This is a genomic window from Streptomyces cinnamoneus (genome assembly GCF_002939475.1).
Classification (GTDB): domain Bacteria; phylum Actinomycetota; class Actinomycetes; order Streptomycetales; family Streptomycetaceae; genus Streptomyces; species Streptomyces cinnamoneus_A.
On the sequence record NZ_PKFQ01000001.1, the window covers coordinates 6,263,776 to 6,287,350 of the forward strand.

Below are 23,575 nucleotides of genomic sequence, written 5' to 3' on the forward strand. Positions count from 1 at the left end.
AGGCGTCACGGCGCGGCCGGGTCGCCGGCCACCAGGATCACCTCGAGGGTGCGGGGCCCGTGCACCCCCTCGACGCGGTCCAGCTCGATGTCGCTGGTGGCCGACGGGCCGGAGATCCAGGTGAGGGGACGGGTGGGCGTCAGACGTTCCAGCGCCTGCGGCACCGAGTCCACGACCTGGTCGGCGATCCGCACCACGCACACGTGGTGGTCGGGGACGAGCGTGAGGAGACGCCGGCCCTGGCCCGGCCCTGCGTCCAGGACCACCGTGCCCGTCTCGGCGATGGCCAGGGCGCAGCCGGTCACGACACTGTCCACCGCGTCCAGTTCGCGTGCCGTCAGGGAGGGCGAGTCCGCGAGGCGCTCCGCCCGCGTGGCGGCGAGCCACTCCTCCGGCAGCCCGGAGGGGACCACCACGCGTCGCGTGCCGCGCCGGCTCAGCAGCTCCCCGATGAGGGCGGGCAGAGCGGCCGTGTCGGTGCGGTGCACCGCGGCCCGGTAGTCCGTGAGGTTCCCGGCGAGCAGGCCGACGGTTTCGGCGGGTGTGCGCGAGCCGTGGACGCGCAGGTAGTCGCGCGGCACCCGGTGGTCGCGCGGCCGCTCGTGACGCGGTACGTCCGCCAGGGCGCGCCGTACCCGTCCCAAGACGCGCTCCCGGCTCGGGTCGGTTCCGGCGCTCACGCGCCGGCTCCCCGGGTCCGGGCCCACCAGTCGCGGAAGGACTCGGCGGGCACCTCGGGCAGGTCACGGCTGTCCGTCCAGGCGCGGCCCGGACCCGGCAGCCGCCGGGGCCGCAGCCGGCGCGCACGGGCGGCCAGGCGCTGCGCCCGGCGCAGCGCGGCAGGGTGGCCCAGCGTCCAGCCGGCGGCGCGCACGGCGGCGTGCTCCAGGGCGTGCCGCCGCGCCGGCTTGACGACCGTGCGCACGCCGCGGACGGTGACCTCGCCGCCCTGGGCGACGCGCTCGCGCAGGTGAACCAGCACCTCGGGGATGTCGATGGCGACGGGGCACACGTCGTAGCAGGCGCCGCAGAGGGAGGAGGCGTAGGGCAGGGACTTCTCCAGGGGCGAGGCGAGGCCGCGCAGTTGGGGCGTGAGGATCGCCCCGATGGGGCCGGGATAGGGCGAGCCGTAGGCGTGGCCGCCCGCGCGTTCGTAGACGGGGCACACGTTGAGGCAGGCGGAGCAGCGGATGCAGCGCAGGGCCTGGCGACCGACGGTGTCGGCGAGGGTGTCGGTGCGGCCGTTGTCGAGCAGGACGAGGTGGAACTCGTCCGGTCCGTCCTGGTCGGTGGTGCCCGTCCACATCGAGGTGTAGGGGTTCATGCGCTCGGCGGTGGAGGAGCGGGGCAGCAACTGGAGGTAGATCTCCAGGTCCCGCCAGGTGGGCACGACCTTCTCGATGCCCACGACGGAGATCAGCGTCCGGGGGAGGGTGAGGCACATCCGGCCGTTGCCCTCCGACTCCACGACGACCATGGTGCCGGTCTCGGCGACCATGAAGTTGGCCCCGCTGACGGCGACGCGGGCGGTCAGGAACTTCTCGCGCAGGTGCAGCCGGGCGGCCTCGGCGAGGTCGGCCGGCCGGTCCGTGAGCCCCTCGGGGGCGGGGCGGCCCCAGTCGGCCATCCGATCGCGGAAGACGTCGCGGATCTCGGTGCGGCTCCGGTGGATCGCAGGGACCAGGATGTGCGAGGGCAGGTCGTCGCCGAGCTGCACGATGAGTTCGGCGAGGTCGGTCTCGTAGGCGCGGACGCCCGCCCGTTCCAGGGCGGCGTTGAGGCCGGTCTCCTGGGTCGCCATGGACTTGACCTTGACGACTTCGCGCTGCCCGGTGGCTTGGACGAGGCCGGTCACGATCCGGTTCGCCTCCTCGGCGTCGGCCGCCCAGTGGACGGTGCCGCCGGCGCGGGTGACGTTCTCCTCCAGGCGCACCAGATAGTGGTCGAGGTGGCGCAGGGTGCGGTCCTTGACGGCGGCGCCGGCGGCGCGCAGCCGGTCCCAGTCGGCCGTCTCGGCGACGGCCGCGGCCCGCTTGGCGCGGATGGTGTGGGTGGCGCGGCGGAGGTTCGCCCGCAGCGTGGCGTCCCGCGTCGAGCCGGCGGCGGCCACGGGGAAGGCCGGCATGCCCAGGTACGTACGGCTCACCGGGGGCCCTCCTCCGTGGCGGCGAGGATCTCCGCGAGGTGCAGGGGCCGCACGGGCGAACCCTGGCGGGACAGGACGCCGCCCAGGTGCATCAGACAGGAGTTGTCGACCGCGCAGACCACCTCCGCGCCGGTCGCGGTGACGGCACGCGCCTTGTCGGCGCCCATCGCGGCGGAAACGGCGGGGTTCTTGACGCAGAACGTGCCGCCGAAGCCGCAGCACTCCTCCGCGCCCTCCAGCTCCCGCAGTTCGAGTCCCCCGACCTGCTCCAGCAGCCGCCGGGGGCGGTCACCGAGCCCCAGGGCCCGCAGCCCGTGACAGGTGGGGTGGTAGGTGACCGTGTGCGGGAAGCGAGCGCCCACGTCCGTCACGCCCAGCACGTCGACGAGGAACTCGGTCAGCTCGTAGGTCCTGGGCGCCGCGTGGTCCGCCGCTTCGGCGAGCGCCGAGGACGCCCGCCCTTCGGCGGCGGCGCGGGCCGCGATCCGGGGGTAGGCGTCCCGGATCATGGCGGCGCAGGAGGCGGACGGCGTGACGACGTAGTCGTGGTCCCGGAAGGCGGCGGCCTGACGGAGCACGAGGGGTTCGGCGCGGTGGCGGTAGCCGGTGTTGAACAGCGGCTGACCGCAGCAGCTCTGGGCGGCCGGGAAGTCCACCCGGACCCCGAGCCGCTCCAGCAGGGCCACGACCGCCCGGCCGGTGCCCGGATACAGCGTGTCGTTGACACAGGTGACGAACAGGCCCACGCGCATGACCGCTCGTCACCTCCCACGACCGTTGATCGTTCGAGCCTCATCCTGCCTCAGCGGGCGGCGGCTGTGAAGGACGCGGCGGGGGCGGCGCGCGAGGAGGACGGCGCACCCGGCGACGACCGCGGTGAGCACGGCCAGCACGGCCGGTACCTGCCACGCGCCGACGTCCGGGAACAGCGACGAGCTGACATTGATCATCGCGTGGAAGAGGATCCCGCTGAGCACGGCCCCGCGCGTGCGGTTGTAGAGCCACACGATGAGCACGCGCGCGAAGACGGTGAAGAGGAACCAGCCCGCGGTCCACGCCACGCCGTGCACCTGGAGCCAGGGCCCGACGTGCCATGCCGCCCACACCGTCCCCGTCGCCGCCGCCGCGCGGAGCGCGCCCCAGCGGTCCTGGAGCGGGTCGAGGGCGTACCCGAGCCACCCGGCCTCCTCGCCCGCGGCGCTGACCAGGAACACGACCAGGAGCACCGGCAGCGCCAGGAAGGGGGAGCGCGCGCCGTCCAACGGCATGCCCGCCAGACGCAGGAACACGTACGACGCCAGCATCAGGACGGGCATCACCAGGACCGCGAGGGCGAACCAGAGCCCGTTTCCGGCGCCCCGGAACCAGAACAACCGCCTCAGCAGCCGTCTCGGCCCCGCCGGTCCTTCCTCCCGCCGGACCAGGACCACGGCCGCCGTGAAGGGGCACACGAACATGAACGCGCTCAGCGGCATGCCCATCGGCATGGCCTCCGGGCTTTCGACGACGGCGCCGAGGACCCAGAACGGCACGGAGAGGACGAGGAGAAGAGCGAAGAAGCGCATGGGCGATCTGCCGCGAGGGCCGGAAACCGCGGTCGGCAAGCGGAAGTTCACGAGCGGGGTGCCGGAGTTCATGGACGGCAGCCTCTCCGAACCGCCGCCCGTCGCGCACCCGGGTATTCCTCCGCGTGCGGGCGGCAAACCAGGTGCCGGACGCCGTCGTCCCTGCCACGATGCTTGGCCATGACCGTGTACCAAGTGCTGCTCGTCGGAGGCTGCTCGGGCGTCGGAAAGACGACGGTGGCCTGGGAGGTCTCCGCGCTGTTGCAGGCGGAGGGGGTCGCCCACTGCCTGGTGGAGGGCGACTTCATGGACCAGATACACCCCGCTCCGGCCGGTGACCTCGACCGTTCCCTCATCACCGAGCGGAACCTCGCCGCCGTCTGGGCGAACTACGCCGCGCTCGGGCAGCGCAGGCTGATCTACACCAACACGGTGAGCATCCTGGAAGGCGGACTGATCCGGCGGGCCATGGGCGGAAGGCCGCTGGACGTCACGCGCGTGCTGCTCACCGCGGAGCACGCGGTCGTGGCTGAGCGCCTGCGCCTGCGGGAGACCGGCTCGCAGCTCGCACCGCACCTCGAGCGGAGCGCGAAGGCCGCCCTGCGCCTGGACCGGGAGGCTCCCCCCGGGACGGTGCGCGTCGCCACGGACGGCCGAACGGTGGGGGACGTCGCCCGCCGGGTGCGCGAGGCGAGCGGCTGGTGACTACGGTGACGTCATGACCGACACCTTCCACACTCGGGTCCTGGACATCAGCACCGGCTCCACGGAGCGGGTGTACGACCTCACGCGCGACTGCGAGGCGTACCTGCGCGAGGCGGCGGGGGGCCGCGACGGCCTGTTGAACGTCTTCGTCCCGCACGCCACGGCCGGCGTGGCGATTCTGGAGACGGGTTCGGGCAGCGACGACGACCTGCTGGCCGCACTGCACGACCTGCTGCCCGCCGACGACCGCTGGCGGCACCGCCACGGCAGCCCGGGCCACGGCCGCGACCACGTGCTGCCCGCGCTCGTGCCCCCGCACGCGACCCTCCCGGTCATCGGCGGGCGGCTGGAACTGGGCACCTGGCAGTCCGTGTGCCTGGTCGACACCAACGTCGACAACCCCGACCGAAAGGTGCGCCTCACCTTCCTCGGGTGACGCCCGCGCGGCGTGCGAACGGCCCGTCCGGGAGCGTCCGGACGGGCCGTGGGCGTGCTGCCCGGGTCAGTCCTTCTGGGCCGACGGCGGCAGCTGGCGCAGCTTCACCGTGGTCTTGGTGTCGAAGGCCCAGTCGAGCATCTTGGCGGCGTCCGGGTACCGGTTGGCGGGATCGTTGAGGATGACGCCCACCACCGTGCGCTTGCCTCGCTGGGCGGCGAACACCAGGCAGGGGCCGGCAGCCGTGCCGGTGCCCGTCTTGATGCCTATCGCGCCCTTGTACGAGCCCAGCAGCTTGTTGGTGTTGTCCCAGTAGTAGGTGCGGTTGACGTTCGCCGCCTTCTGCCGGGTGGCCGTCGCCTTCACGACCGTCGCGAAGGTCCCGTTGGCCAGGGCGTGCCGGGCCAGCTTCGCCGAGTCGCGCGGGGTGGTGTAGTTGTTCCCCGCCTGCGATATGCCGTCGAAGGAGTCGTACTTGGTGTTCTTCAGGCCCAGGTCGGCCGCCGTCTTGTTCATCTTGCCGATGAACGACTTCGTCCGCGCCGCCTCGGTGCTGCCGGTGCCGAAGGTGTCGGCGAGCGCGTAGGCGGCGTCGCAACCCGAGGGAAGCATCAGGCCGTACAGCAGCTGACGTACGGTCATGACGTCACCGGTACGCAGGTCGGCGGTGCTGGCGCCGTTGCGGGTGACGTAGTCGCGGTAGGACTGCTTGATGGTGACCTTCTTGTTGAGGTCGACACCACGCGTGTCCAGGACCGTGACCGCAGTCATGATCTTCGTGGTGCTGGCCATCTGCCGCCGGGTGTCGGCGTCCTTGCTCCACAGCGTGCGGTCGGCTCCGCTGTCGAGCAGGAACGCACCCTTGGCGGCGACGCCCGACGGGCCGCTCGCGGCCTCGGCGGCCGTCGCGGGCAGCGCGACGGCCACGGCAGCGGTCGAGGCGACCACCGCCACGCCCCAGCGGCGGGTGGTCCTTCTCCCACTTCGCTCCATGTATGTACCTTTTTCTCGCCGGTAGATCTGGTAGAGATGGGCGAGCCGATAATCCCACTGGGGTCTGGGGCGGAAGTAAGCGGTACCTGTTTATGACCAGGCGTCAGTTTCCTTGCGCCGACTTCCCGTCGGTGCGCGGCCGCCGCGACGCGGCCCCCGTGCTCCCGCAGGTCACGTGCCGCGCTGTGCCGTCCGCCCCACCGAGTCCACCAGCGGCACCATCCGGTACGGCACCCGCTCGCGCAGCACCATCTCCGTGCGCGTGCGCACCACGCCCGGGAACTGCACCAGGCGCTGGATCACGTCCTCCAGATGCGCCGGGTCCCGCGCCACGACGCGCGCCATCAGGTCCCCGCTGCCCGTTATCGAGAACGCCTCGATGATCTCCGGTACCTCGCCCAGCTCGTTCGCCACGGTGTCCAGATGGCCCTGGGTGACCTCTATGTGGACGAACGCCAGCACGGGATGGCCCAGTGCCGCGGGGGAGAGGCGGGGGCCGGTACCGGTGATCACGCCGTCGCGCTCCAGGCGGTCGAGCCGGGCCTGCAGGGTGCCGCGCGCGATGCCCAGCAGCCGCGCGTACTCCCGCACGCTCGTACGAGGCTGCTCCAGCAGCAGTCGAAGGATCTTGGCGTCGAGCGCGTCCACGGCCATGAGCCACCCGCTCCCCGGCGGTCGGTGATCTTGGCTTCGCACTGTACCAATGGCCCAGCCGCTGGGAAGGAAGGGTCACCTTTGGTGCTCCGGACGCGCGGCGAGCGGGCCACCTTCCGGGTCCGGCCGATCAGGCACCGACCTGCCCCGAGCCGCCACACATCACCGTTTGCGGACCATTGGCCCTCTCATGGCGCAACCATCACCCCCGAAACTGGGCCAATGGCCCAGTGTTTTCGCATGCTCTTGAGCCAACAGCCGAAGTAATGCTCTGATGGGGGAGTCGATGGCGCTGCGGATCCCGCGGCGCCTTTTTCATGCCAGGAATGTCGAAGGGGCGGGAAGCAGTGCTGAAGAGGGCGTTCGTGGCTCCGGATCCGGGCCGGCTCAGGCTGCGCACGGCCGCCCGTGCCGTGCTCGGCACCGGGCTGGCGGTCGCCGCGGCCGTGCTGGCCGGGCTGCCGCTGCCCGCCACGATCCTGGGCGGCCTCGCCGCCCTCCTCGCGCTCTTCACCGTCGGCGACCCCACCGTGCGCCGCCAGGCGGTCACCACCGCCCTGCTGCCGGCCGTCGGCTTCCCCGTGCTCGCCCTGGCCACGGCCCTGCACGGCCGTCCACTGATCCGGGACGCGGCCTTCCTCGCCGTGGTCTTCTGCGGCGTCTACGCGCGGCGCTGGGGCGCCCGCGGGCAGGCGCTCGGGATCTTCGGGTTCATGATGTTCTTCGCCACCCAGTTCCTGCACGCCGTCCCCGCCCAGCTGCCCCAGCTCTACGCCGCCGAGGCCCTCGCCCTCGCCGCCTGCGGGCTCGTCCGCTTCGGCCTGTGGTGCGTCGAGCGCCGCACCCCGCCGCCCGCCGTGCCCGCCCCGCCGGCGGCGCGCGGGCTGGCGCGGCCCACCACCCGCCAGGCGTTCCAGAACACCTTCGCCTGCGCCCTGGCGCTCGGCGTCGGCCAGATGGTCTCCGACGAGCGCTGGTACTGGGCCGTCGGCACCGCCTGGTGGATCTTCGTGAACACCGCGTCCCGTGGCGAGACCCTCGTGCGGGGCTTCCGCCGCGTCGTCGGCACGGTCGCCGGCATCGGGGTCGGGCTCGTCGTCGCGGTGCCGCTGCACGGCGCGCCCCTGCCCACGATCGCGCTCGTCGCCGTCTGCGTCTTCGGCATCTTCTACACCGCCGCGCCCTCCTACAGCTGGATGATGTTCTTCGTGACCGTCATGGCCGGCCTGCTCTACGGGCTCCTCGGTGTCCTCCACCCCGGCCTGCTGGCCCTGCGCCTGGAGCAGACCCTCGTCGGCGCGGCCGGCGCCGCCCTGGCCGTCGCCCTCGTGCTGCCCGTCACCACGCACGCCGCCACCGACGCCTGGGTCCAGCGGGCCCTGCTGGCCGTGCGCGAGTGCACCGCGGTCTCGGCGCGACGGCTCGCCGGCGACGAGGCGGCCGACCCGGCCCCGCACGTCGCGGAGCTGGAACTGCTCCTCGCCCGGGTGCGCACCTCCCTCGCCCCGCTGCTGCACCCCCTCAGCCCCCTGCGCACGCGCGGCGACCGGGCCCGGGAGGTCCTCGTCCACCTCGACGACTGCGCCCGTCAGGCCCGCGGCCTGGCCGAGGTCGCCGCCGACCCGGACGCCTCGCACGACGCCCGCCTGACCGCCGCCTGCCAGCGGGTCGAGACGGCCCTGCACGCGCTCGTCGCCACCGGTGAGACGCCGGGCGCCGCCACGGCCCCGGACGCCGCGCCCCACCACCACCCCGGCGCCGAGCGCGCCCTCGCGCACCTGCACGACCTCGAAGCGGCTCTCGCCTCGCTGGCCACACCGCTGCGCAGCGGACGCCGCGGGGTCTTCGCCGAGGCCTGACCCGCCCGCCATCCCACGGCGACCCGCCACGGACCGCCTCGGCGTCGTCACTGTCAGTGCCGGCGTGTAGCGTCGGCGACGGTACTGATCCGGCGGGAGGGCGACGTGATGACCGAGCGCGAACAGCGGGGCCGATGGGCTTACATCGGCTCGTTCACCGAGGCGGGCGGCCTCGGCTTGACCGTCGCCGAGGTCGACGGGGACACGGGCGCGCTGACCCCCGTCCACTCCACCGACGCCGTCGTGAACCCCTCCTTCCTCACCCTCTCGCCCGGCGGCGAGGTGCTCTACGCGGTGAGCGAGACCGACGAGGGTGCCGCGGCGGCCTTCTCCCTGGCCGACCCCACCCGGCCCCGGCTGCTCGGCCCGCCCGTCCCCGTACGCGGCGACGGCCCCACCCATCTCGCCCTCGCCGGCACCTGGCTGTTCACCGCCAACTACGGCTCCGGGAGCGTCAGCGTCCTGCCGGTCCGCACCGGCGGCGGGCTCGGCGCGCCCGCGGCGGTGCTGCCGCACCGGGGCGGGGGACCGGTGGCCGAGCGGCAGGCCGGCCCGCACGCCCACGCCGTCGTCCCCGACCCCTCCGGGCGCTGGGTGCTGGCCGTGGACCTCGGGACGGACTCCGTGTGGACCTACGCCCTGCACGCGGCGACCGGCCCGGCCGTGGCCGCCCCCGCCCCGAGCCCGCACCGCGAGACGCGCCTGCGCCCGGGGAGCGGCCCCCGGCACCTCGCCTTCCACCCGCGCGGCGACCGTGCCTACGTCCTCAACGAGCTGGACTCGACCGTCACCACCTGCCGCTGGGACGCGGCCTCGGGACACCTGGAACCCATCGGCGAGACCCGTGTGCTGCCCCCGGGCGTGGAGACGGCCAACTTCCCGTCGGCGCCCGTGGTCTCCGCCGACGGGCGGTTCCTGTGGGCGGCCAACCGCGGGCACGACAGCGTGTCCACCCTCGCCCTCGACACCACGGGCGACCGCCCCGAGCTGCACGCCACGGTGAGCTGCGGCGGCCACTGGCCCCGCGCCCTGACGGCGCATCCGGACGGCCGCCGGCTCTACGCGGCCGACGAACGTTCGGGTGACGTCACCTGGTTCGGCGTCGACCCGGACACGGGCATACCGTCCCGTGCGGGGTCGGTGGAGATCCCCGCGGCGTCGTGCGTGGTCTTCACCACCGGCCCGGCGAGCGGCTGAGCCCCCACCGACGCCGGTGACCGTGCTTGGCGCCGTGACGCCGCGTCAAAGCCCGGAGAACGCCCGAGGGGGCCTCCGTGTGACGGAGGCCCCCTCCGGGGAGCAGTGCGGCAGGGCGGTGCGCTGCCGTGCGCGGCGCGTCAGCGCGCCGACGCGCCCTGCGGCGCCGGCTGGACGCTGATGCCCAGCGCGGACGCGTAGTGAGCCAGGACGAGCTTGCCGATCGCGGGGTAGGCGCCCAGGGGCTCGGCCGCCGCGCAACCCGCTTCCTTCGCGGCCATGGCGGTGAGGGTCTCGTCGACCTCGGGCCCGACGAAGCAGGGGGCGAGGGCCAGGTTGCGGGAGCCGGAGCCGCGCAGCTGCTCGGCGGCGCGGGCCACGGCGCCCTCGGCGTCCAGGGCGGCGGCCAGCACCGGCACCGCGAGGCGGGCCGAGAGCAGCATGCCGGAGATGCCGGCGGCCTGCACGGCCTCCTCGCCGCCCACGGTCGCCAGGACGATGCCGTCGGCGGCCGTTGCGACTGTGAACAGGCGGGCGCGGTCGGCGCGGGCCAGGCCGGCCTCGGAGAGGCGCACGTGCAGCGCCTCGGCGAGCAGCGGGTGCGGGCCGAGCGCGTCGGTCAGCTCGGCGGCGGCGCCGCTGTTCATGACGGACTGGCGTATCCGGCGCAGCACCGAGCTGTCCGGTCCCGCCAGCAGCGGCACCACGACGGCGTCGGGCGCCTGGGCCCAGACGTCGGCGGCGCCGTCCGCGTCCTCCGCCGCGCGCGCCTCGGCCTCGCGGGCGGCGCGCTGGGCGGCGGCGTAACCGAGCACGGCGTCGAGCGCCGGATAGCCCTCGGCGCCGTCCGTGTCGGGCAGGACGTCCACGTAACCTATGCGCGCGTCGAGCCCGGGAAGCTCGGAGCGGGCGATGCTCAGGGTCTCCTCGGCGAGGCGGCGCGTGGCGACGTCGGGCGTCCCGGGCACGGCGAGCACCAGCGGGGGCGCACCCGCGGGAGCGGCCGCGGGCTCCGGCCGCCGGTGCCGTCCAGGCTGGCGGGGACGCGGCATTCGTACAGGCAGGCCGGACACGGGCCCTGTGGGGGAGCTCATGGCGCCGCATGTTAGTCGTTCATGGACCTGAGCCGTTCGGGTGGGGGTATCTGAGCAACGTCTGTCCGGATTTATTCGTTGGCTTATACGACGAGTGCGTATGTGATCAGCAAACGATCCGTAGCAGAGCGTCATCAACGGGAAGGGTCAGCCGGTCCGTCGCGAGCGCCGTGGCCACCTGCAACGCTCCGGAGAGGGGGTCCCCGGCGGACGGCACGAGTCGCCCTCCGGGTAGTTGCTTATGCAATTCCCGACGCAGGGGTGCGAGCAAGGGCTCGCCCATCCCCAACAGCCCGCCGGTGAGCGCCACATCCCGGTGCGGCCCGTCGTCCGGGCCCTGCCCGCCCTCCCGTTGGTCCCGCTCGCCCGGGACCGGATCGCGCCGAGCCGCCACCGGCCCCGCACCGGGCGGCGGGCAGACCGCGGCGGCCGCCTCGGCGATGTGCCGGGCGGCGGCGCGCAGGATGTCCGCGGCGACCGGGTCGTGGGCGGCGCACCGGCCCACCTCGGGTGCGAACGAGGCCAGCACGGCGGCCCGGTCGGCGCGCGGGTAGAGCGCCGAGGGCAGCTCCGCGGCCGGGCCGAACACGGCCTCCAGACGGGCCAGCAGCGCCGGCGAACCGCCCGCGCGCCCGTCCGCCGCGCGCAGCGCCGCGTCCAGCCCCGCCCGGCCGATCCAGGCGCCGCCGCCGCAGTCGCCGAGCAGGTGCCCCCAGCCGTCCGCGCGCCGCCAGCCGCCCTCCGGGCTCAGGTCCGTGCCCAGCGCCACCAGCCCCGTCCCGGCGGCCACGACCGCGCCCGGCCGCTGGCCGAGCGCGCCCGCGTAGGCGGTCACCGCGTCCGAGGCCAGCGCCGTCCGGCGCGCCCCGAGCGCCGCCCGCAGTGCGCCGGGCAGCTCGGCGCGCAGCCCGTCGCCCAGCGAGGCCATCCCCGAGGCCCCCACGCAGACCGCCACGCAGTGCCCCGAGCCGGCCCTCTCCAGCAGTTCCCGGGCGGCCGGCAGTACGCGGCCGAGCAGGTCCGCGGCGTCGACGCCCCGCCTCCCGGTGCCGACGGGCACCGGCGAGGACCACGTCAGGGCGCCGCCGTCGCGGCCGGCGGCGTCGACGGGGGCCAGGGCCACCCGGATGCCCGAACCGCCCGAGTCGACCCCCAGGACCCGCTCCGTACCGCCCCGTACGAGCTCCATGCGCGGTCAGCCGACCTCGGCCGTGACGCCGGCGCGGAGCGGCGCGGCGGACGGCGCGGGCGGACGCCGGCGGGACGTCGTCCCCGGCGCGCCGGGAACAGGCCGTCCGTCCCGTCCGTGGGACCACGCACGCAGCGACATGGCGCGCACCCTACAGCTCCCTCGCCGCCGGCGTCAGGGCAGCTGCCAGTTCACCGGCGCCGCGCCCTGACGGGTGAGCAGGTCGTTGGCCCGGCTGAAGGGACGGGAGCCGAAGAAGCCGCGGTCGGCGGACATGGGTGAGGGATGCGCGGACTCCACGCACGGCACTCCGCCCAGCAGCGGCCGCAGATTGCGCGCGTCGCGCCCCCACAGGACCGCCACCATCGGGCCGCCGCGCTCGACGAGGGCCCGGATCGCCTGCTCCGTGACCTCCTCCCAGCCCTTGCCCCGGTGTGCGGCGGGCTTGCGCGGGGCGGTGGTCAGGGCCCTGTTGAGCAGCAGGACGCCCTGCCGGGTCCACGGCGTGAGGTCGCCGTTGGACGGCCGGGGCAGCCCCAGGTCGGTCTGCATCTCGCGGTAGATGTTCTCCAGGCTGCCGGGCAGGGGCCGCACCTCGGGCGCGACCGAGAAGCTCAGACCGACGGCGTGGCCCGGCGTGGGATAGGGGTCCTGCCCCACGATCAGCACCCTCACCTCGTCGAACGGCTGCTGGAAAGCGCGCAGCACGTTCGCCCCCGAGGGCAGATAGGTCCGGCCCGCCGCGATCTCGGCGCGCAGGAAGTCGCCCATCGCGGCGATCCGCCCGGCCACCGGATCGAGCGCCTTGGCCCACCCCGACTCGACGATCTCGGTCAACGGTCGCGCAGCCACAGCTGCCGCCCCTCCCTGTAACACGACTGGTCGCGGAGTGTTTCCGCAGGTCAAAGGCCGGACATGGGACTCACGGCCGTGCCCGGACCGGACCTACTATTGCGCAGATCCGCGGTCGTGCGCGAAAAGGGCCGGCATGCGGCGCAGGCCCCCGCGTGAGCCGTATCGTTCGCGCCGGGCGGAGCGGCGGGGTAGACATGGGGTATGGCCCGAATCCGGGGCCGCTCCTGGAGGCCCTCGGGCCGCTCGTCCACCGGTCGGCGCCCAGGCGGCCGGCATGAGCGGCGACAGGGGCGCGAGGGGCCGCGGTCGTCGTGGGCTCGGCGACTGCGGTCGATGGCCAGTGCCCGCAGCGTCGCGGGCCAGATGTTCCTGCTCCAGGCCCTGATCGTGCTGCTGCTCGTGGTGGCCGCGTCGGTCACCCTGCTGTACCAGGCGCGCAGTGACCGCTTCCAGGCGGCGCGCGACCGCTCGCTCGCGGCCGCCGAGGCGTTCGCCCATGGCCCCGGCCTGGTGCAGACCATGCAAGGCCCGGATCCCTCCGCCGTCCTCCAGCCGCTGACCCAGGCCGCCAGCAAGGAGGGCGGGGTCGACTTCCTCGTCGTGATGAACCGCGACGGCATCCGCTACACCCACCCGGATCCGACCGAGATCGGCAAGAAGTTCGTCGGCACCATCGGGCCGTCGCTGGCCGGTCGCGTCACCATCGAGAGCGTCAACGGCCCCCTCGGCCAGGAACTGCAGGTCGTCGTGCCCGTCATGGACGCGCGCGGCAACGTCGTCGGGATGGTGTCCTCCGGGCTCAAGGTCAGCTCCGTGAGCAGCGCCGTCGACCAGCAGCTGCCGCTCGTCCTCGGCGCCGGCGCCGCCGCGCTCGCCCTGGCGACGGGCAGCACGGCGCTGGTGACCAGACGGCTGAGGCGCCAGACCCACGGGCTCGGGCCGTCCGAGATGACCCAGATGTACGAGCACCACGACGCGGTGCTGCACGCGGTGCGCGAGGGCGTGGTCATCGTCGGTGGGGACGGCCGGGTCCTGCTCGTCAACGACGAGGCCCGCCGGCTGCTGGGGCTGTCCCCGGACGCGGAGGGCCGCGACGTCGCCGGCCTGGGCCTCGACCCCCGAATGGCGGAACTGCTGGCCTCCCGTCGCGTCGTCACCGACGAGGTCATCCCCGTCGGGGAACGGCTGGTCGCGGTGAACCAGCGGCCGACGGACCGCCGGGGCGGCCCGCCCGGCGCCGTGGCCACCCTGCGGGACTCCACCGAGCTGCGCGCGCTCGCCGGCAAGGCCGAGGTGGCGCGGGGCCGCCTGAGGCTGCTGTACGACGCGAGCGTGGCCATCGGCACCACCCTGGACGTCCAGCGCACGGCCGAGGAACTCGCGGAGGTGGCCTCCCCCCGGTTCGCCGACTACGTCTCCGTCGACCTCGCCGAGCCCGTCCTGCGCGGCGAGGAGCCGCGGATGGCCGTGGGCAGCGAGGCCCCCGAGCTGCGCCGGGTGGCGCTCAGCGGCACCCCGGACGACCACCCCCTCTACCGGGCGGGCGAGATCCACCGCTTCGCCTCCCCGACCCCGCAGGCCAAGGGCTTCATCAGCGGGCACGCCGTGCTCGTGCCCGACCTGGCGGCCTCCACGGGCTGGCGCACCCAGGACACCGAACGCACCCAGGCGATCCTCGACTACGGCTTCCACTCGCTGATCACCGTGCCGCTCAAGGCGCGCGGCGTCCTCATGGGGATCGTGAACTTCTGGCGCACCGGCGACAGCGAGACCTTCGAGGAGGACGACCTGTCCCTGGCCGAGGAGCTCACGGCCCGCGCCTCGGTGTGCATCGACAACGCGCGGCGCTTCACCCGCGAGCACGCCATGGCCGTCACCCTCCAGCACAGCCTGCTGCCCCGCGGCGTGCCCGAGCAGAACGCCCTGGAGGTCGCCTACCGCTACCTGCCGGCCCAGGCCGGGGTCGGCGGCGACTGGTTCGACGTGATCCCGCTGCCGGGCGCCCGCGTCGCCCTGGTCGTGGGGGACGTGGTCGGCCACGGCCTGCACGCCGCCGCCACCATGGGCCGGCTGCGCACGGCCGTGCAGAACTTCTCCGCCCTCGACCTGCCGCCGGACGAACTCCTCGGCCATCTGGACGAACTGGTGGGCCGCATCGACCAGGAGGCGGCCCCGGCGGACGACGAGGCCCTCATCGCCGGCGCGACCTGTCTGGTCGCGATCTACGACCCGTCCTCGGGCGTCTGCGCCATGGCGCGGGCCGGCCATCCCCTGCCCGCCCTGGTGCACCCGGAGGGCACCGTGGAGTTCCCCGAGCTGCCCGCGGGCCCCCCGCTGGGCCTGGGCGGACTGCCCTTCGAGGCCGCCGAGCTGCGGCTGCCCGAGGGCAGCAGCCTGGTGCTCTACACCGACGGCCTCGTCGAGGACCGCAAGCGGGACATCGACGCCGGGCTGGACATCCTGCGCCGCACACTGGCCTTCCCCGGCCGCTCGCCGCAGGAGACCTGCGAGGCGGTGCTCGGCGCCCTGCTGCCCTCCACGCAGAGCGACGACATCGCCCTGCTCGTCTCCCGCACCCGGGTCCTGGAGGCCGACAGGACCGCCGAGTGGGAGCTGCCCGCCGATCCCGCTGTCGTGGCCAGGGCCCGTGCCGACGTCACCCGTCAGCTGTCGCGCTGGGGCCTGGAGGAGGCGGTGTTCACCGCCGAGCTGATCCTGAGCGAGCTGATCACCAACGCCATCCGGCACGCCTCGGGCCCCATCCGGGTGCGGCTGCTGCGGGACCGCATGCTCATCTGCGAGGTCTCCGACACCAGCAGCACCTCGCCCCACCTGCGCTACGCGGCGGCTGAGGACGAGGGCGGCCGCGGCCTGTTCCTCGTCGCCCAGCTCGCCGAGCGCTGGGGCACCCGCTACATCCCCGACGGCAAGGTCATCTGGGCCGAACTCCCCCTCGCCTGAAGGCCGCCGGCGGCCCGGGGCGGGCCGCCGGTCACGGCCTCACAGGGACCGGGCGTACTGCGGCGGCACGTAGGACTTCGCCCCCAGCTCCCTGGCGGCGCGGCGGGCCCAGGACGGGTCGCGCAGCAGCTCGCGGCCGAGCAGCACCGCGTCGGCCTCGCCGTTGGCGACGATCTTGTCGGCCTGCCCGGGCTCGGTGATGAGGCCCGCCACGGCGGTGGGCAGCCCGGTCTCGTCCTTGACCCGCCGCGCGAACGGGACCTGGTAGCCGGGGGCCGCGGGGATGCGCGCGCCGGGCGCGATGCCGCCGGTGGAGACGTCGAGCAGATCGACGCCGTGGGCGCGCAGCTCACGGGCCAGGCGCACGGTGTCGTCGCCGGTCCAGCCCTCGCGCGGGTCCTCGGGGTCCTCGGTGAGCCAGTCGGTCGCGGAGACCCGGAAGAACACGGGCTTGTCCGCGGGCCATACGGCGCGGACCGCGTCCACGATCTCCAGCGCGAGGCGGACGCGGTTGTCGAAGGAGCCGCCGTACGCGTCGGTGCGGTGGTTGGTGAGCGGGGAGAGGAACTCGTGGATCAGATAGCCGTGGGCCCCGTGCACCTCGACGACCTCGAAGCCGGCGGCCAGGGCGCGCCGTGCCGCCGCACGGAACTGCTCGACGATCTCCTTGATCTGCGGCACCGTCAGCTCCGTGGGCACCAGGTGCCCCTCCTCGAACGGCAGCGCGCTGGGGGCGACCGGCTGCCAGCCCTCCTCGGTCCTGACGGGCCCGCCGCCGCGCCAGGGCAGGTCGGTCGACGCCTTGCGACCGGCGTGGGCTATCTGGATGCCGGGGACGGAGCCGTGCTCCTTGAGGAAGGCGGTGATGCGCCGCAGGGCCTCGGCCTGGGTGTCGTTCCAGATCCCCAGGTCTCCGGGGCTGATGCGGCCCTCGGGGCTGACGGCGGTCGCCTCCACGAGGATCAGGCCGGTGCCGCCGGCGGCCCGGGCGGCGTAGTGCGAGAAGTGCCAGTCGTCCGCCACACCCGCGTTCGGCCCGAAGGCCTCGGCCGAGTACTGGCACATCGGTGCCATCCAGACGCGGTTGGGGAAGGTCAGCGAGCGAAGGGTGTAGGACTCGAACAGGGCACTCACGACAGGCTCCGTTTCGCTTCGGTTCGTTGGCTCGGTTCTCTGCGAGCCGATGCTCGTACGATAGCCATCGTAGTACGGGAGTTGTCAAACTACGAGAACCTTCGAACTATGGGGACTCTTGAATTACGAGGGTTCTCGTACGATGGACACCGGACACCCGCCCCGAACCGACGACCAGGAGCAGCCGTGCAGACACCGAACCCGAGCCGCTCCCTCGCACACCCGGAGACCGGGGAGATCCGCCTCGAAGGAGTGCTGCACGCCCTGTCCGACCCCATGCGCCTGCTGATCACCCAGGAGCTGGCGGCGGCGGGCGAGGCCGAGCTGTCCTGCTCGGTCTTCGACCTGCCCGTCAGCAAGTCCACGACCACGCACCACTTCCGGGTGCTCCGCGAGAGCGGCGTCGTCCGGCAGGTCTACCGCGGCACGGCCAAGATGAACTCCCTGCGCCGCGACGACCTCGACGCCCTCTTCCCCGGCCTCCTCGACAGCGTCCTGTCCGCCCACGCCGCCCAGACGGCACGACTGGGCGACGCCCGGGCCTGACGCGGGCCCCACGCCGCCGGACCCGCGCCCGCACAGGGGGCGACGGACCGGAGCGGGTACGGCTCAGGGGCCGCCGCGCGCCGCCGTGAGCAGACCGTCCCAGTCCGGGATCTTCACCGTGCCCCGCCCCAGCCGGCGCCCCAGCGCGGCCTCCGCCGCCTCGATGCCCAGCCAGCCCGGCCACTCCACCGGCTCCAGCCCGCCCGACCGCAGGCCCTCCCGCGGATCGGCGGGCAACGTGCGCGACGCGAGCGCCCGCGCGTCGGCGAGCAGGGACGACACGGTCTCCTTGGCGCACGGACGATTGGTGCCGATCACCCCGGTCGGCCCCCGCTTGATCCAGCCCGCGACGTACTCCCCGGCGGACGGCAGGCCCTCGCGCAGCACCCGCCCCCGCTCGTGCGGAACCGTTCCGCTGCCGGCGTCGAACGGCAGCCCCGGGATGGGCACGCCCCGGTAGCCCACCGACCGCAGCACCAGCTGCGCCTCGATCTCCTCGAAGCGACCCGTGCCCACCACGCCGCCGTGCCCGTCCGGCACCGTCCGCTCGAAGCGCACCGCCCGCACCGCGTCCTCGCCGAGCAGTGCCACGGGCCGCAGGAAGAACCGCAACCGGATCCGCCGCCCCCGTCCGCCGGCGGGCTCCCCGGTCCAGCCCCGCAGCACCTCCACGTTGCGCCGGACGGGTCCCGGCAGCCCGGACGGGTCGTCCCACGCCGGGTCCAGCGCCACCTCGTCCGCCCGTACGAGCGCCTCGGCACCCGGCAGCGCCCCCAGCTCGCGCAGCTCCTTCGTGGTGAACTTCGCCTGCGCCGGACCCCGTCGGCCGACCATGTGGACGTCCGTCACCCGGCTGTCGGCGAGCGCCGCCAGGGCCGCGTCGGGCACGTCGGTGTGCCGCAGCTCGTGCGCCCCGCGCGCCAGCACCCGGGCCACGTCGACCGCCACGTTGCCGACCCCGATGACCACGGCCGACCGCGCGCCCAGCACGAACCCGCCCGGCGCCGCGTCCGGGTGGGCGCTGTACCAGGAGACGAACTCGGTGGCCGAGAAGCTCCCCGGCAGCTCCTCCCCGGGAACGCCCAGCCGCCGGTCGGCCGCGGCGCCCACGCAGTAGACCACCGCGTGGTACAGCTCCAGCAGCCGCCGCGGGGCCAGCCCGCCCGGCCCGTCGCCCACGGGGACGTTGCCGAAGAAGGAGACGCCCGGGTGTTCCAGCGCCACCCGGAGGGTGCTCTGCAACGACTTGATCTTCTCGTGGTCGGGGGCGACCCCGTAGCGCACCAGCCCGTAAGGGCACGGCAGCCGGTCGAGGACGTCCACCGTCACCCCGGGGACGGTCTCCTGCTGCACCAGGGCCTGGGCGGTGTAGACCCCGCTCGGCCCCGATCCCACCACTGCGACGCGAAGCACGGAGGGACTCCTTCCCGCGACTGCGTCCAGGATCGCACCGGCGACGCCCGCACGGCAGGGGCACGGCCGGACGCCTCACACGCCCGGCGCAGCCGGCTCGGCGGCCGGGGGCACGCCCAGCTCCCAGGCCAGGCCGTAGCGCTGGAACAGCTCCGCCCGCAGCCGTTCGGCGGGCATCGGCGCGCCCGGCAGCAGGATCGCCACCACCGCCCCCATCAGCAGGGCGCGCAGCAGGCGGTAGTCGGTGTCGGGGTCGGGAGAGCCGTAGCGGGCCACGGTGTCGCGCAGCAGGAACGCCAGCCGCTGCTGCTCCGGGCACTGGATGAAGCCCTCGGCGGTCAGGATGTGGGCCATGTGCGTGCGCATCAGCAGCGGCCGCTCGCGCGCCAGCCCCAGCACGGCGTCGATGGCCCTGGCCAGCAGCTCGTGCCCGTCCTCGGTCAGGGGCTCGCGCCCCAGGAAGGACGCCAGCTCACGGTGCATCAGACGGTGCACGGCGGACTGCAGCAGCTGCCGCTTGCCCGGGAAGTAGTACGACACCAGCCCGCGCGCGGCCCCCGCCCGGTCGGCGATGTCCGCCAGCGTCGTCGCCTCGTACCCCCGCTCGCCCACCAGCTCGACGGTGGCCTGCAGGAGGCGCTCGCAGGAGCGGCGGCGCAACTCCTCGTTGACCGCTGCGCTTCGCGGAGACATGCGTTTAACTCCTGCGTTGACTGGCTCCGAGCCAATATACTCAGCGCGTACCGGGTTGTCCCGCCCGAGAGCGGGGCGGGAACCGGTGTGGCCGCTGATTCGGGCGATGCGGGGGATCGTCCGAGTCGGCGGCTTTCGCATGTCCGGGGGCCGTTCGCGACGGCCCCCCTCGCCGTCTCCCTCCGGGCGCCTCGCGTCAGGGTGACGTCTCGCGGTCCGCCGGGCGCCCGGCACGCCGCCGTGGGCGGAACCGCATCCGCCCCTTCTTGCGCCAGGCCACGACGACGGCCGCGGCGCCGGTCACCGCGATGAAGGCCGTGGCCGCGAGGAACGGGAGCGAGGTGGGCGACGCCGCGTGCCCGCCCGCGATCACGTAGGCCGTGGTGGTGGGCGTGCAGCCGAGCGCCGTGGCCAGCAGGAAGGGCAGCCACCCCATCCGCGACACGGCGGCGCAGTAGTTCACCGCCGCGAACGGCAGTCCCGGGAACAGCCGCAGCGCCAGCATCGACCGGAAGCCGTGCCGGCTCAGCTGCCGGTCTGCGGCCCTCAGCCACCGCCCGCGCAGCAGCGGGCGCAGCGCGTCCTGCCCCAGCAGCCGCCCCAGCCCGAACGCGACGGCCGAGCCCAGCACCGTGCCCACGACGGCCACCACGGTGCCGAGCGGGCCGCCGAAGAGCGCGCCGGCGGCGAGGTTGAGCACGGGGCGCGGCACGAACGCCGCGGTGCACAGCCCGTAGGCGCCGGTGAAGAGCAGCATCGCCGTCCCGCCGGACAGCCGGTGCGGCCAGCCCTCGGTGAGCAGCCGCTCGGGACGGCACACCAGCACGGCCGCCACGGCACAGGCGAGCAGCACGACGAGCAGACCCAGCCGGAACCACGGGGACAGCAGCGCTCGGGTGCGGCGCTCGGCGAGGCCGGGTGGCGGCACGGCGGGATCGAACATCGAAGGAGCGTAACCGACTCCTCCACCCGCCCGGGGTGCCGAAGCGTCACCCGGCACGGAAGCAGAAGCGAACGGTCACTTTTCGTTCGCCCGACCGGCCCCGGACCGTCGCGAGGACGACAGCCTCGCGCACATATTCACGTGCCCTTCCACCAGGCCCGTCCTACAGTTGCGGCCATGGAGGAGCGGCGGGAGGGGGCGGTCGAACGGGCCGGGCAGATGGCGCTGTTCGTGGCGGCGGAGCGCCGGGCGAGGCTCGCCCTGCGACAGGGGCACCTGGAGAAGGTGCTCACCGCCCAGCAGCTCAAGGCGGTCGTCCGGCACATGATCCAGACGTGGCTCGACGGTTTCACGACCGGCCGGAACCAGCGCTCCGGAGGCGACGAGGACTAGGGGGTGCCCGACGTGGCACCGGCCGGTCGCCCGGGTCGGCACAATGGGGGAGTGGACGAACCGATACCCGTGACCCGCGACGTCGACTGGGGCACCGCCAAGCTGATGCCCGACGTGGACCGGGACCGGGCCTGGCTGCTGACCGTCGACGGCGCACCCCAGTCCTACGTCGACCTGGACGACCCCACCCATCTGGAGTTCGAGTACGCGCAGCGCCTCGCGCACGTCCTGGACACCGTCGCCGAGCCCGGCCGGCCGCTGGACCTCCTCCACCTGGGCGGCGGGGCGCTCACCCTGCCCCGCTACGCCGCGGCCACCCGGCCCGGCTCGCGGCAGCGCGTCGTCGAGGCGGACCGCGCTCTGATCGCCCTCGTCGCGGAGCACCTTCCGGTGCCCGAAGGAGCCGGCATCGAGGTGCGGGCGGGGGACGCCCGCCGGGAGCTGGAGGCCGCGCCCGACGCCTGCGCCGACGTCATCGTCGCGGACGTCTTCGGCGGCTCCCGCGTCCCCGCCCACCTCGCCTCGCTCGAGTACGCGCGCACCGCCGCCCGGGTCCTGCGCCCGGCCGGCTACTACGTGGCCAACCTCGCGGACGGCGCGCCCTTCGACTTCCTGCGCTCCCAGGTGGCCACCTTCGCGGCCGTCTTCGAGCAGCTGTGCCTGATCGCCGAGCCGTCGATGCTGCGCGGCCGGCGCTTCGGCAACGCCGTCCTCGTCGCCGCGCACACCGAGCTGCCGGTGGCCGCCCTCTCCCGGCTCGCCGCCGCCGACGCCTTCCCGGCCCGCGTCGAGCACGGGCCGGGCCTGGTGCGCTTCGCCGCCGGGGCGCGGCCGGTGGGCGACGCGGACGCGGTGCGGTCGCCGGAGCCGCCGGGCGGCTCGTTCGGCATCGGCTGAGGCGGCCGCGTCAGGAGGACGACAGCGGGCGCAGCGTGCTCATGATCTTCTTGATGGTGTCGTCCGGCAGCTCGCCGCTGAACCCCGTGCCGGCGTAGAGCACCCAGGTCGCCAGGTCGCCGCTGGTGTCCTTGTAGGTCACCGTGTAGGCCTTGCCGTCCGTCGAGCACTTGTCCGTCTTGTTGACGCCCGTGACGGTCGCCGAGGCCGTCTGGCCGCTGAGGCCGTGGTCGCTCTTGAACGGCTTGGCCTTCACGGTCTCGACGTGTCCGGTCTGCTTGACGTCGAACGCCGAGATGACCCAGTTCTCGGCCTCGATCTCCGCGGCGCTCTCCTGGCTCTTGGCGCCCTGCGCGCCCTTGGTGCCCGCGCCGCCCCGCGAGGAGGTGGGGGTGCAGTCCCCCTTCTTGTACATGGCGGTGGAGGTCATGATGACCAGGGGCTTGCCCTTGTCGTCCTCGAAGCCGGTGGAGAGGGTGGGCGGGTTGACCGTCCAGTCCGGGGGCACGTCGAAGGCGTTGTGCCGCTTGGAGCTGACGACCACCTTCCAGCCGTCGACGACCGGCTTGACCTCGCCGCCCGCGCGGGGGTTGTCCTCCGGGCCTTGCGAGCCCTGGGCCGGGGACGCCGGGGCCGAGGGCGGCGCCGTCGCCGCCTTGGGCTGGTCCTTCCCCCCGCCGCCCTCGTCGTCCCCGCCGTCGTCCTTGAGGACGACCACGCCGGTGACCACGGCGGCGGCGACCACGGCCAGCGCGGCGGTGAGCGCGATCACCGTGCCGCGCTTCTTGCCGTTGCCGGGCTGCGGTGCGCCGGGCGGGCCGGCCGGGCTCTGCCACTGGGGCTGCCCGGGCTGGCCCGGCTGGCCGAACGCGCCGGGCTGCGGGCCGCCGGGCTGCTGGTAGGGATTGGGCTGCTGAGGGTAGCCCGGCTGCTGGTACGGGTTGGGTTGCTGCTGACCCGCCGACTGGTACGGGTTGGGTTGCTGCGGGTTCTGCTCGCCCCCGGGCGGCTGCTGTCCTGGCCACATGGCGGATAACCATAGAGGGCGTGGTGAGGGCCGTTTCCCCGTACCCCTTCCCGCCGCTTGCTACCGGCTGGTAACTTTCCGCCCATGTCACAGACCCAGCCCTCGATCGGCGAGGCCCTCGCGGCCACCGTGCCCATGGTCCGCACCCTCAACCTCGCCTTCGGCGAGACCACCGCCGAGCGCGCCGTCCTCCGCCTGCCCGACCAGCCCGACTACCACAACCACGTCGGGGGTCCGCACGCCGGCGCGATGTTCACCCTGGCCGAGTCCGCGAGCGGCGCCATCGTCCTCGCCGCCTTCGGCCACCTGCTCTCCCGGGCCGTCCCGCTCGCCGTGCGGGCCGACATCGCCTACAAGAAGCTCGCCATGGGTCCGGTGACCGCGACCGCCGAGCTGGGCCGCCCGGCCGACGAGATCGTCGCGGAGCTGGACGCGGGTCAGCGCCCGGAGTTCCCCGTGCGGGTCTCGATCACGCGCGAGGACGGCGCGGAGACGGGCGAGATGACGATCTGGTGGACGCTGCGGCCGAACGCGTAGCCACGACCGCCGGGTGAGTGCCGCCCCGGCCGGAGTTGCGGAAGGGCCCTGGCCGGGTAGCCGGCCAGGGCCCTTCCGCACGCGTGCGGACACGGTCGTCCCGGGGCTCGTCCCGGCTGGGCGCACGGCGCGCGGCCTTCGCGCGCGGATGCTGCGGGAGGACGTCGCGGCGGAGCGGCGGCTGTTCTGGAAGGAGCTCGCGGCCCTCCTGGTGATCGCGCTCGTCGTCGCGCTCATGGCCTGTTTGTGCGAACCCGTAGCCGCTCCGGCTCAACCAACGGGGCCGTTCGGGAGTCTTTACCTCCAGTAGGCTTTCCCGGGGCACGTCATCACGTCAT

23 protein-coding genes are annotated in these 23,575 nt (G+C 74.2%); 9 read left to right on the top strand and 14 right to left on the bottom strand.

Going from position 1 to position 23,575, the window contains the following annotated elements; translation table 11 throughout:
- Nucleotides 1–5 precede the first annotated feature (5 nt).
- The 4 genes from CYQ11_RS27480 to CYQ11_RS27495 are packed head-to-tail and all read right to left on the bottom strand — an operon-like array spanning nucleotide 6 to nucleotide 3,711.
- Complete coding sequence (locus CYQ11_RS27480; protein ID WP_099198405.1) at nucleotides 6–680, bottom strand: LutC/YkgG family protein; 675 nt, start codon at nucleotides 678–680, stop codon at nucleotides 6–8.
- Nucleotides 677–2,146 (bottom strand): lactate utilization protein B, encoded by a 1,470-nt coding sequence (locus CYQ11_RS27485; protein WP_099198346.1) that lies wholly within the window; start codon nucleotides 2,144–2,146, stop codon nucleotides 677–679. The genes CYQ11_RS27480 and CYQ11_RS27485 overlap by 4 nt, the downstream gene beginning before the upstream one ends.
- Entirely contained in the window at nucleotides 2,143–2,898 is a 756-nt protein-coding gene (locus tag CYQ11_RS27490; RefSeq protein ID WP_099198347.1) for a (Fe-S)-binding protein, read from the bottom strand. Before CYQ11_RS27490 ends, CYQ11_RS27485 begins: the two co-directional genes overlap by 4 nt.
- A 9-nt stretch (nucleotides 2,899–2,907) precedes the next feature.
- On the bottom strand, nucleotides 2,908–3,711 hold the full coding sequence (locus CYQ11_RS27495) for a type II CAAX endopeptidase family protein (protein WP_181143807.1): 804 nt from the start codon (nucleotides 3,709–3,711) through the stop codon (nucleotides 2,908–2,910).
- A gap of 180 nt (nucleotides 3,712–3,891) precedes the next feature.
- Between CYQ11_RS27495 and CYQ11_RS27500 the strand changes: the two genes are divergently transcribed.
- Complete coding sequence (locus CYQ11_RS27500) at nucleotides 3,892–4,416, top strand: nucleoside/nucleotide kinase family protein (protein ID WP_099198349.1); 525 nt, start codon at nucleotides 3,892–3,894, stop codon at nucleotides 4,414–4,416.
- Nucleotides 4,417–4,429: 13 nt separating this feature from the next.
- Entirely contained in the window at nucleotides 4,430–4,852 is a 423-nt protein-coding gene (locus CYQ11_RS27505) for a YjbQ family protein (RefSeq protein ID WP_099198350.1), read from the top strand.
- 66 nt (nucleotides 4,853–4,918) lie between these two features.
- On the opposite strand, the gene CYQ11_RS27510 is transcribed toward CYQ11_RS27505, so the two are convergent.
- Nucleotides 4,919–5,845: a D-alanyl-D-alanine carboxypeptidase family protein gene (locus tag CYQ11_RS27510; protein WP_099198351.1), complete on the bottom strand. Its 927-nt coding sequence runs from the start codon at nucleotides 5,843–5,845 to the stop codon at nucleotides 4,919–4,921.
- A gap of 171 nt (nucleotides 5,846–6,016) precedes the next feature.
- Nucleotides 6,017–6,499 carry an Lrp/AsnC family transcriptional regulator gene (locus tag CYQ11_RS27515; protein WP_099198352.1) on the bottom strand — a complete coding sequence of 161 codons (483 nt, stop codon included), beginning with the start codon at nucleotides 6,497–6,499 and terminating at the stop codon, nucleotides 6,017–6,019.
- Between the two features lie 326 nt (nucleotides 6,500–6,825).
- Here CYQ11_RS27515 and CYQ11_RS27520 point away from each other — a divergent pair, with 326 nt between their 5' ends.
- Together CYQ11_RS27520 and CYQ11_RS27525 are read left to right on the top strand one after the other, a co-directional pair.
- Nucleotides 6,826–8,358 (top strand): FUSC family protein, encoded by a 1,533-nt coding sequence (locus tag CYQ11_RS27520; protein WP_099198353.1) that lies wholly within the window; start codon nucleotides 6,826–6,828, stop codon nucleotides 8,356–8,358.
- Between the two features lie 108 nt (nucleotides 8,359–8,466).
- Nucleotides 8,467–9,555, top strand: a complete 1,089-nt coding sequence (locus CYQ11_RS27525) for a lactonase family protein (RefSeq protein WP_099198354.1) — start codon at nucleotides 8,467–8,469, stop codon at nucleotides 9,553–9,555.
- Between the two features lie 140 nt (nucleotides 9,556–9,695).
- Here CYQ11_RS27525 and CYQ11_RS27530 read toward each other — a convergent pair whose 3' ends face one another.
- The 3 genes from CYQ11_RS27530 to CYQ11_RS27540 form a co-directional block, all read right to left on the bottom strand.
- Nucleotides 9,696–10,649, bottom strand: a complete 954-nt coding sequence (locus CYQ11_RS27530) for a sirohydrochlorin chelatase (RefSeq protein ID WP_099198355.1) — start codon at nucleotides 10,647–10,649, stop codon at nucleotides 9,696–9,698.
- A gap of 106 nt (nucleotides 10,650–10,755) precedes the next feature.
- Entirely contained in the window at nucleotides 10,756–11,838 is a 1,083-nt protein-coding gene (locus CYQ11_RS27535) for an N-acetylglucosamine kinase (protein WP_099198356.1), read from the bottom strand.
- 174 nt (nucleotides 11,839–12,012) lie between these two features.
- Nucleotides 12,013–12,690, bottom strand: a complete 678-nt coding sequence (locus tag CYQ11_RS27540) for a uracil-DNA glycosylase (protein ID WP_099198357.1) — start codon at nucleotides 12,688–12,690, stop codon at nucleotides 12,013–12,015.
- Between the two features lie 336 nt (nucleotides 12,691–13,026).
- Here CYQ11_RS27540 and CYQ11_RS27545 point away from each other — a divergent pair, with 336 nt between their 5' ends.
- Nucleotides 13,027–15,654, top strand: a complete 2,628-nt coding sequence (locus CYQ11_RS27545; RefSeq protein ID WP_240003249.1) for a SpoIIE family protein phosphatase — start codon at nucleotides 13,027–13,029, stop codon at nucleotides 15,652–15,654.
- Between the two features lie 39 nt (nucleotides 15,655–15,693).
- Here the strand turns inward: CYQ11_RS27545 and CYQ11_RS27550 are convergent, their stop codons facing one another.
- Entirely contained in the window at nucleotides 15,694–16,788 is a 1,095-nt protein-coding gene (locus tag CYQ11_RS27550; protein WP_099198359.1) for an NADH:flavin oxidoreductase/NADH oxidase, read from the bottom strand.
- Nucleotides 16,789–16,974: 186 nt separating this feature from the next.
- On the opposite strand from CYQ11_RS27550, the gene CYQ11_RS27555 reads away from it, so the two are divergent.
- Nucleotides 16,975–17,334, top strand: coding sequence for an ArsR/SmtB family transcription factor (locus CYQ11_RS27555; RefSeq protein WP_240003250.1), 360 nt, complete (start codon nucleotides 16,975–16,977; stop codon nucleotides 17,332–17,334).
- 63 nt (nucleotides 17,335–17,397) lie between these two features.
- Here the strand turns inward: CYQ11_RS27555 and CYQ11_RS27560 are convergent, their stop codons facing one another.
- The 3 genes from CYQ11_RS27560 to CYQ11_RS27570 form a co-directional block, all read right to left on the bottom strand.
- Nucleotides 17,398–18,747, bottom strand: a complete 1,350-nt coding sequence (locus tag CYQ11_RS27560; protein WP_099198361.1) for an FAD-dependent oxidoreductase — start codon at nucleotides 18,745–18,747, stop codon at nucleotides 17,398–17,400.
- 75 nt (nucleotides 18,748–18,822) lie between these two features.
- Complete coding sequence (locus tag CYQ11_RS27565) at nucleotides 18,823–19,440, bottom strand: TetR/AcrR family transcriptional regulator (RefSeq protein ID WP_099198362.1); 618 nt, start codon at nucleotides 19,438–19,440, stop codon at nucleotides 18,823–18,825.
- A 196-nt stretch (nucleotides 19,441–19,636) separates the two neighbouring features.
- Complete coding sequence (locus CYQ11_RS27570) at nucleotides 19,637–20,383, bottom strand: TVP38/TMEM64 family protein (protein WP_099198363.1); 747 nt, start codon at nucleotides 20,381–20,383, stop codon at nucleotides 19,637–19,639.
- 177 nt (nucleotides 20,384–20,560) lie between these two features.
- Here CYQ11_RS27570 and CYQ11_RS27575 point away from each other — a divergent pair, with 177 nt between their 5' ends.
- Both CYQ11_RS27575 and CYQ11_RS27580 read left to right on the top strand, forming a co-directional pair.
- The gene (locus CYQ11_RS27575) at nucleotides 20,561–20,776 is read left to right on the top strand and encodes a hypothetical protein (protein WP_099198364.1); all 216 of its coding nucleotides are present in this window, start codon (nucleotides 20,561–20,563) and stop codon (nucleotides 20,774–20,776) included.
- Nucleotides 20,777–20,827: 51 nt separating this feature from the next.
- On the top strand, nucleotides 20,828–21,673 hold the full coding sequence (locus CYQ11_RS27580; protein ID WP_181143808.1) for a spermidine synthase: 846 nt from the start codon (nucleotides 20,828–20,830) through the stop codon (nucleotides 21,671–21,673).
- A gap of 10 nt (nucleotides 21,674–21,683) precedes the next feature.
- On the opposite strand, the gene CYQ11_RS27585 is transcribed toward CYQ11_RS27580, so the two are convergent.
- Nucleotides 21,684–22,700: a DUF8017 domain-containing protein gene (locus CYQ11_RS27585; protein ID WP_099198365.1), complete on the bottom strand. Its 1,017-nt coding sequence runs from the start codon at nucleotides 22,698–22,700 to the stop codon at nucleotides 21,684–21,686.
- 84 nt (nucleotides 22,701–22,784) lie between these two features.
- On the opposite strand from CYQ11_RS27585, the gene CYQ11_RS27590 reads away from it, so the two are divergent.
- On the top strand, nucleotides 22,785–23,237 hold the full coding sequence (locus CYQ11_RS27590) for a DUF4442 domain-containing protein (RefSeq protein ID WP_099198366.1): 453 nt from the start codon (nucleotides 22,785–22,787) through the stop codon (nucleotides 23,235–23,237).
- Nucleotides 23,238–23,575 lie beyond the last annotated feature (338 nt).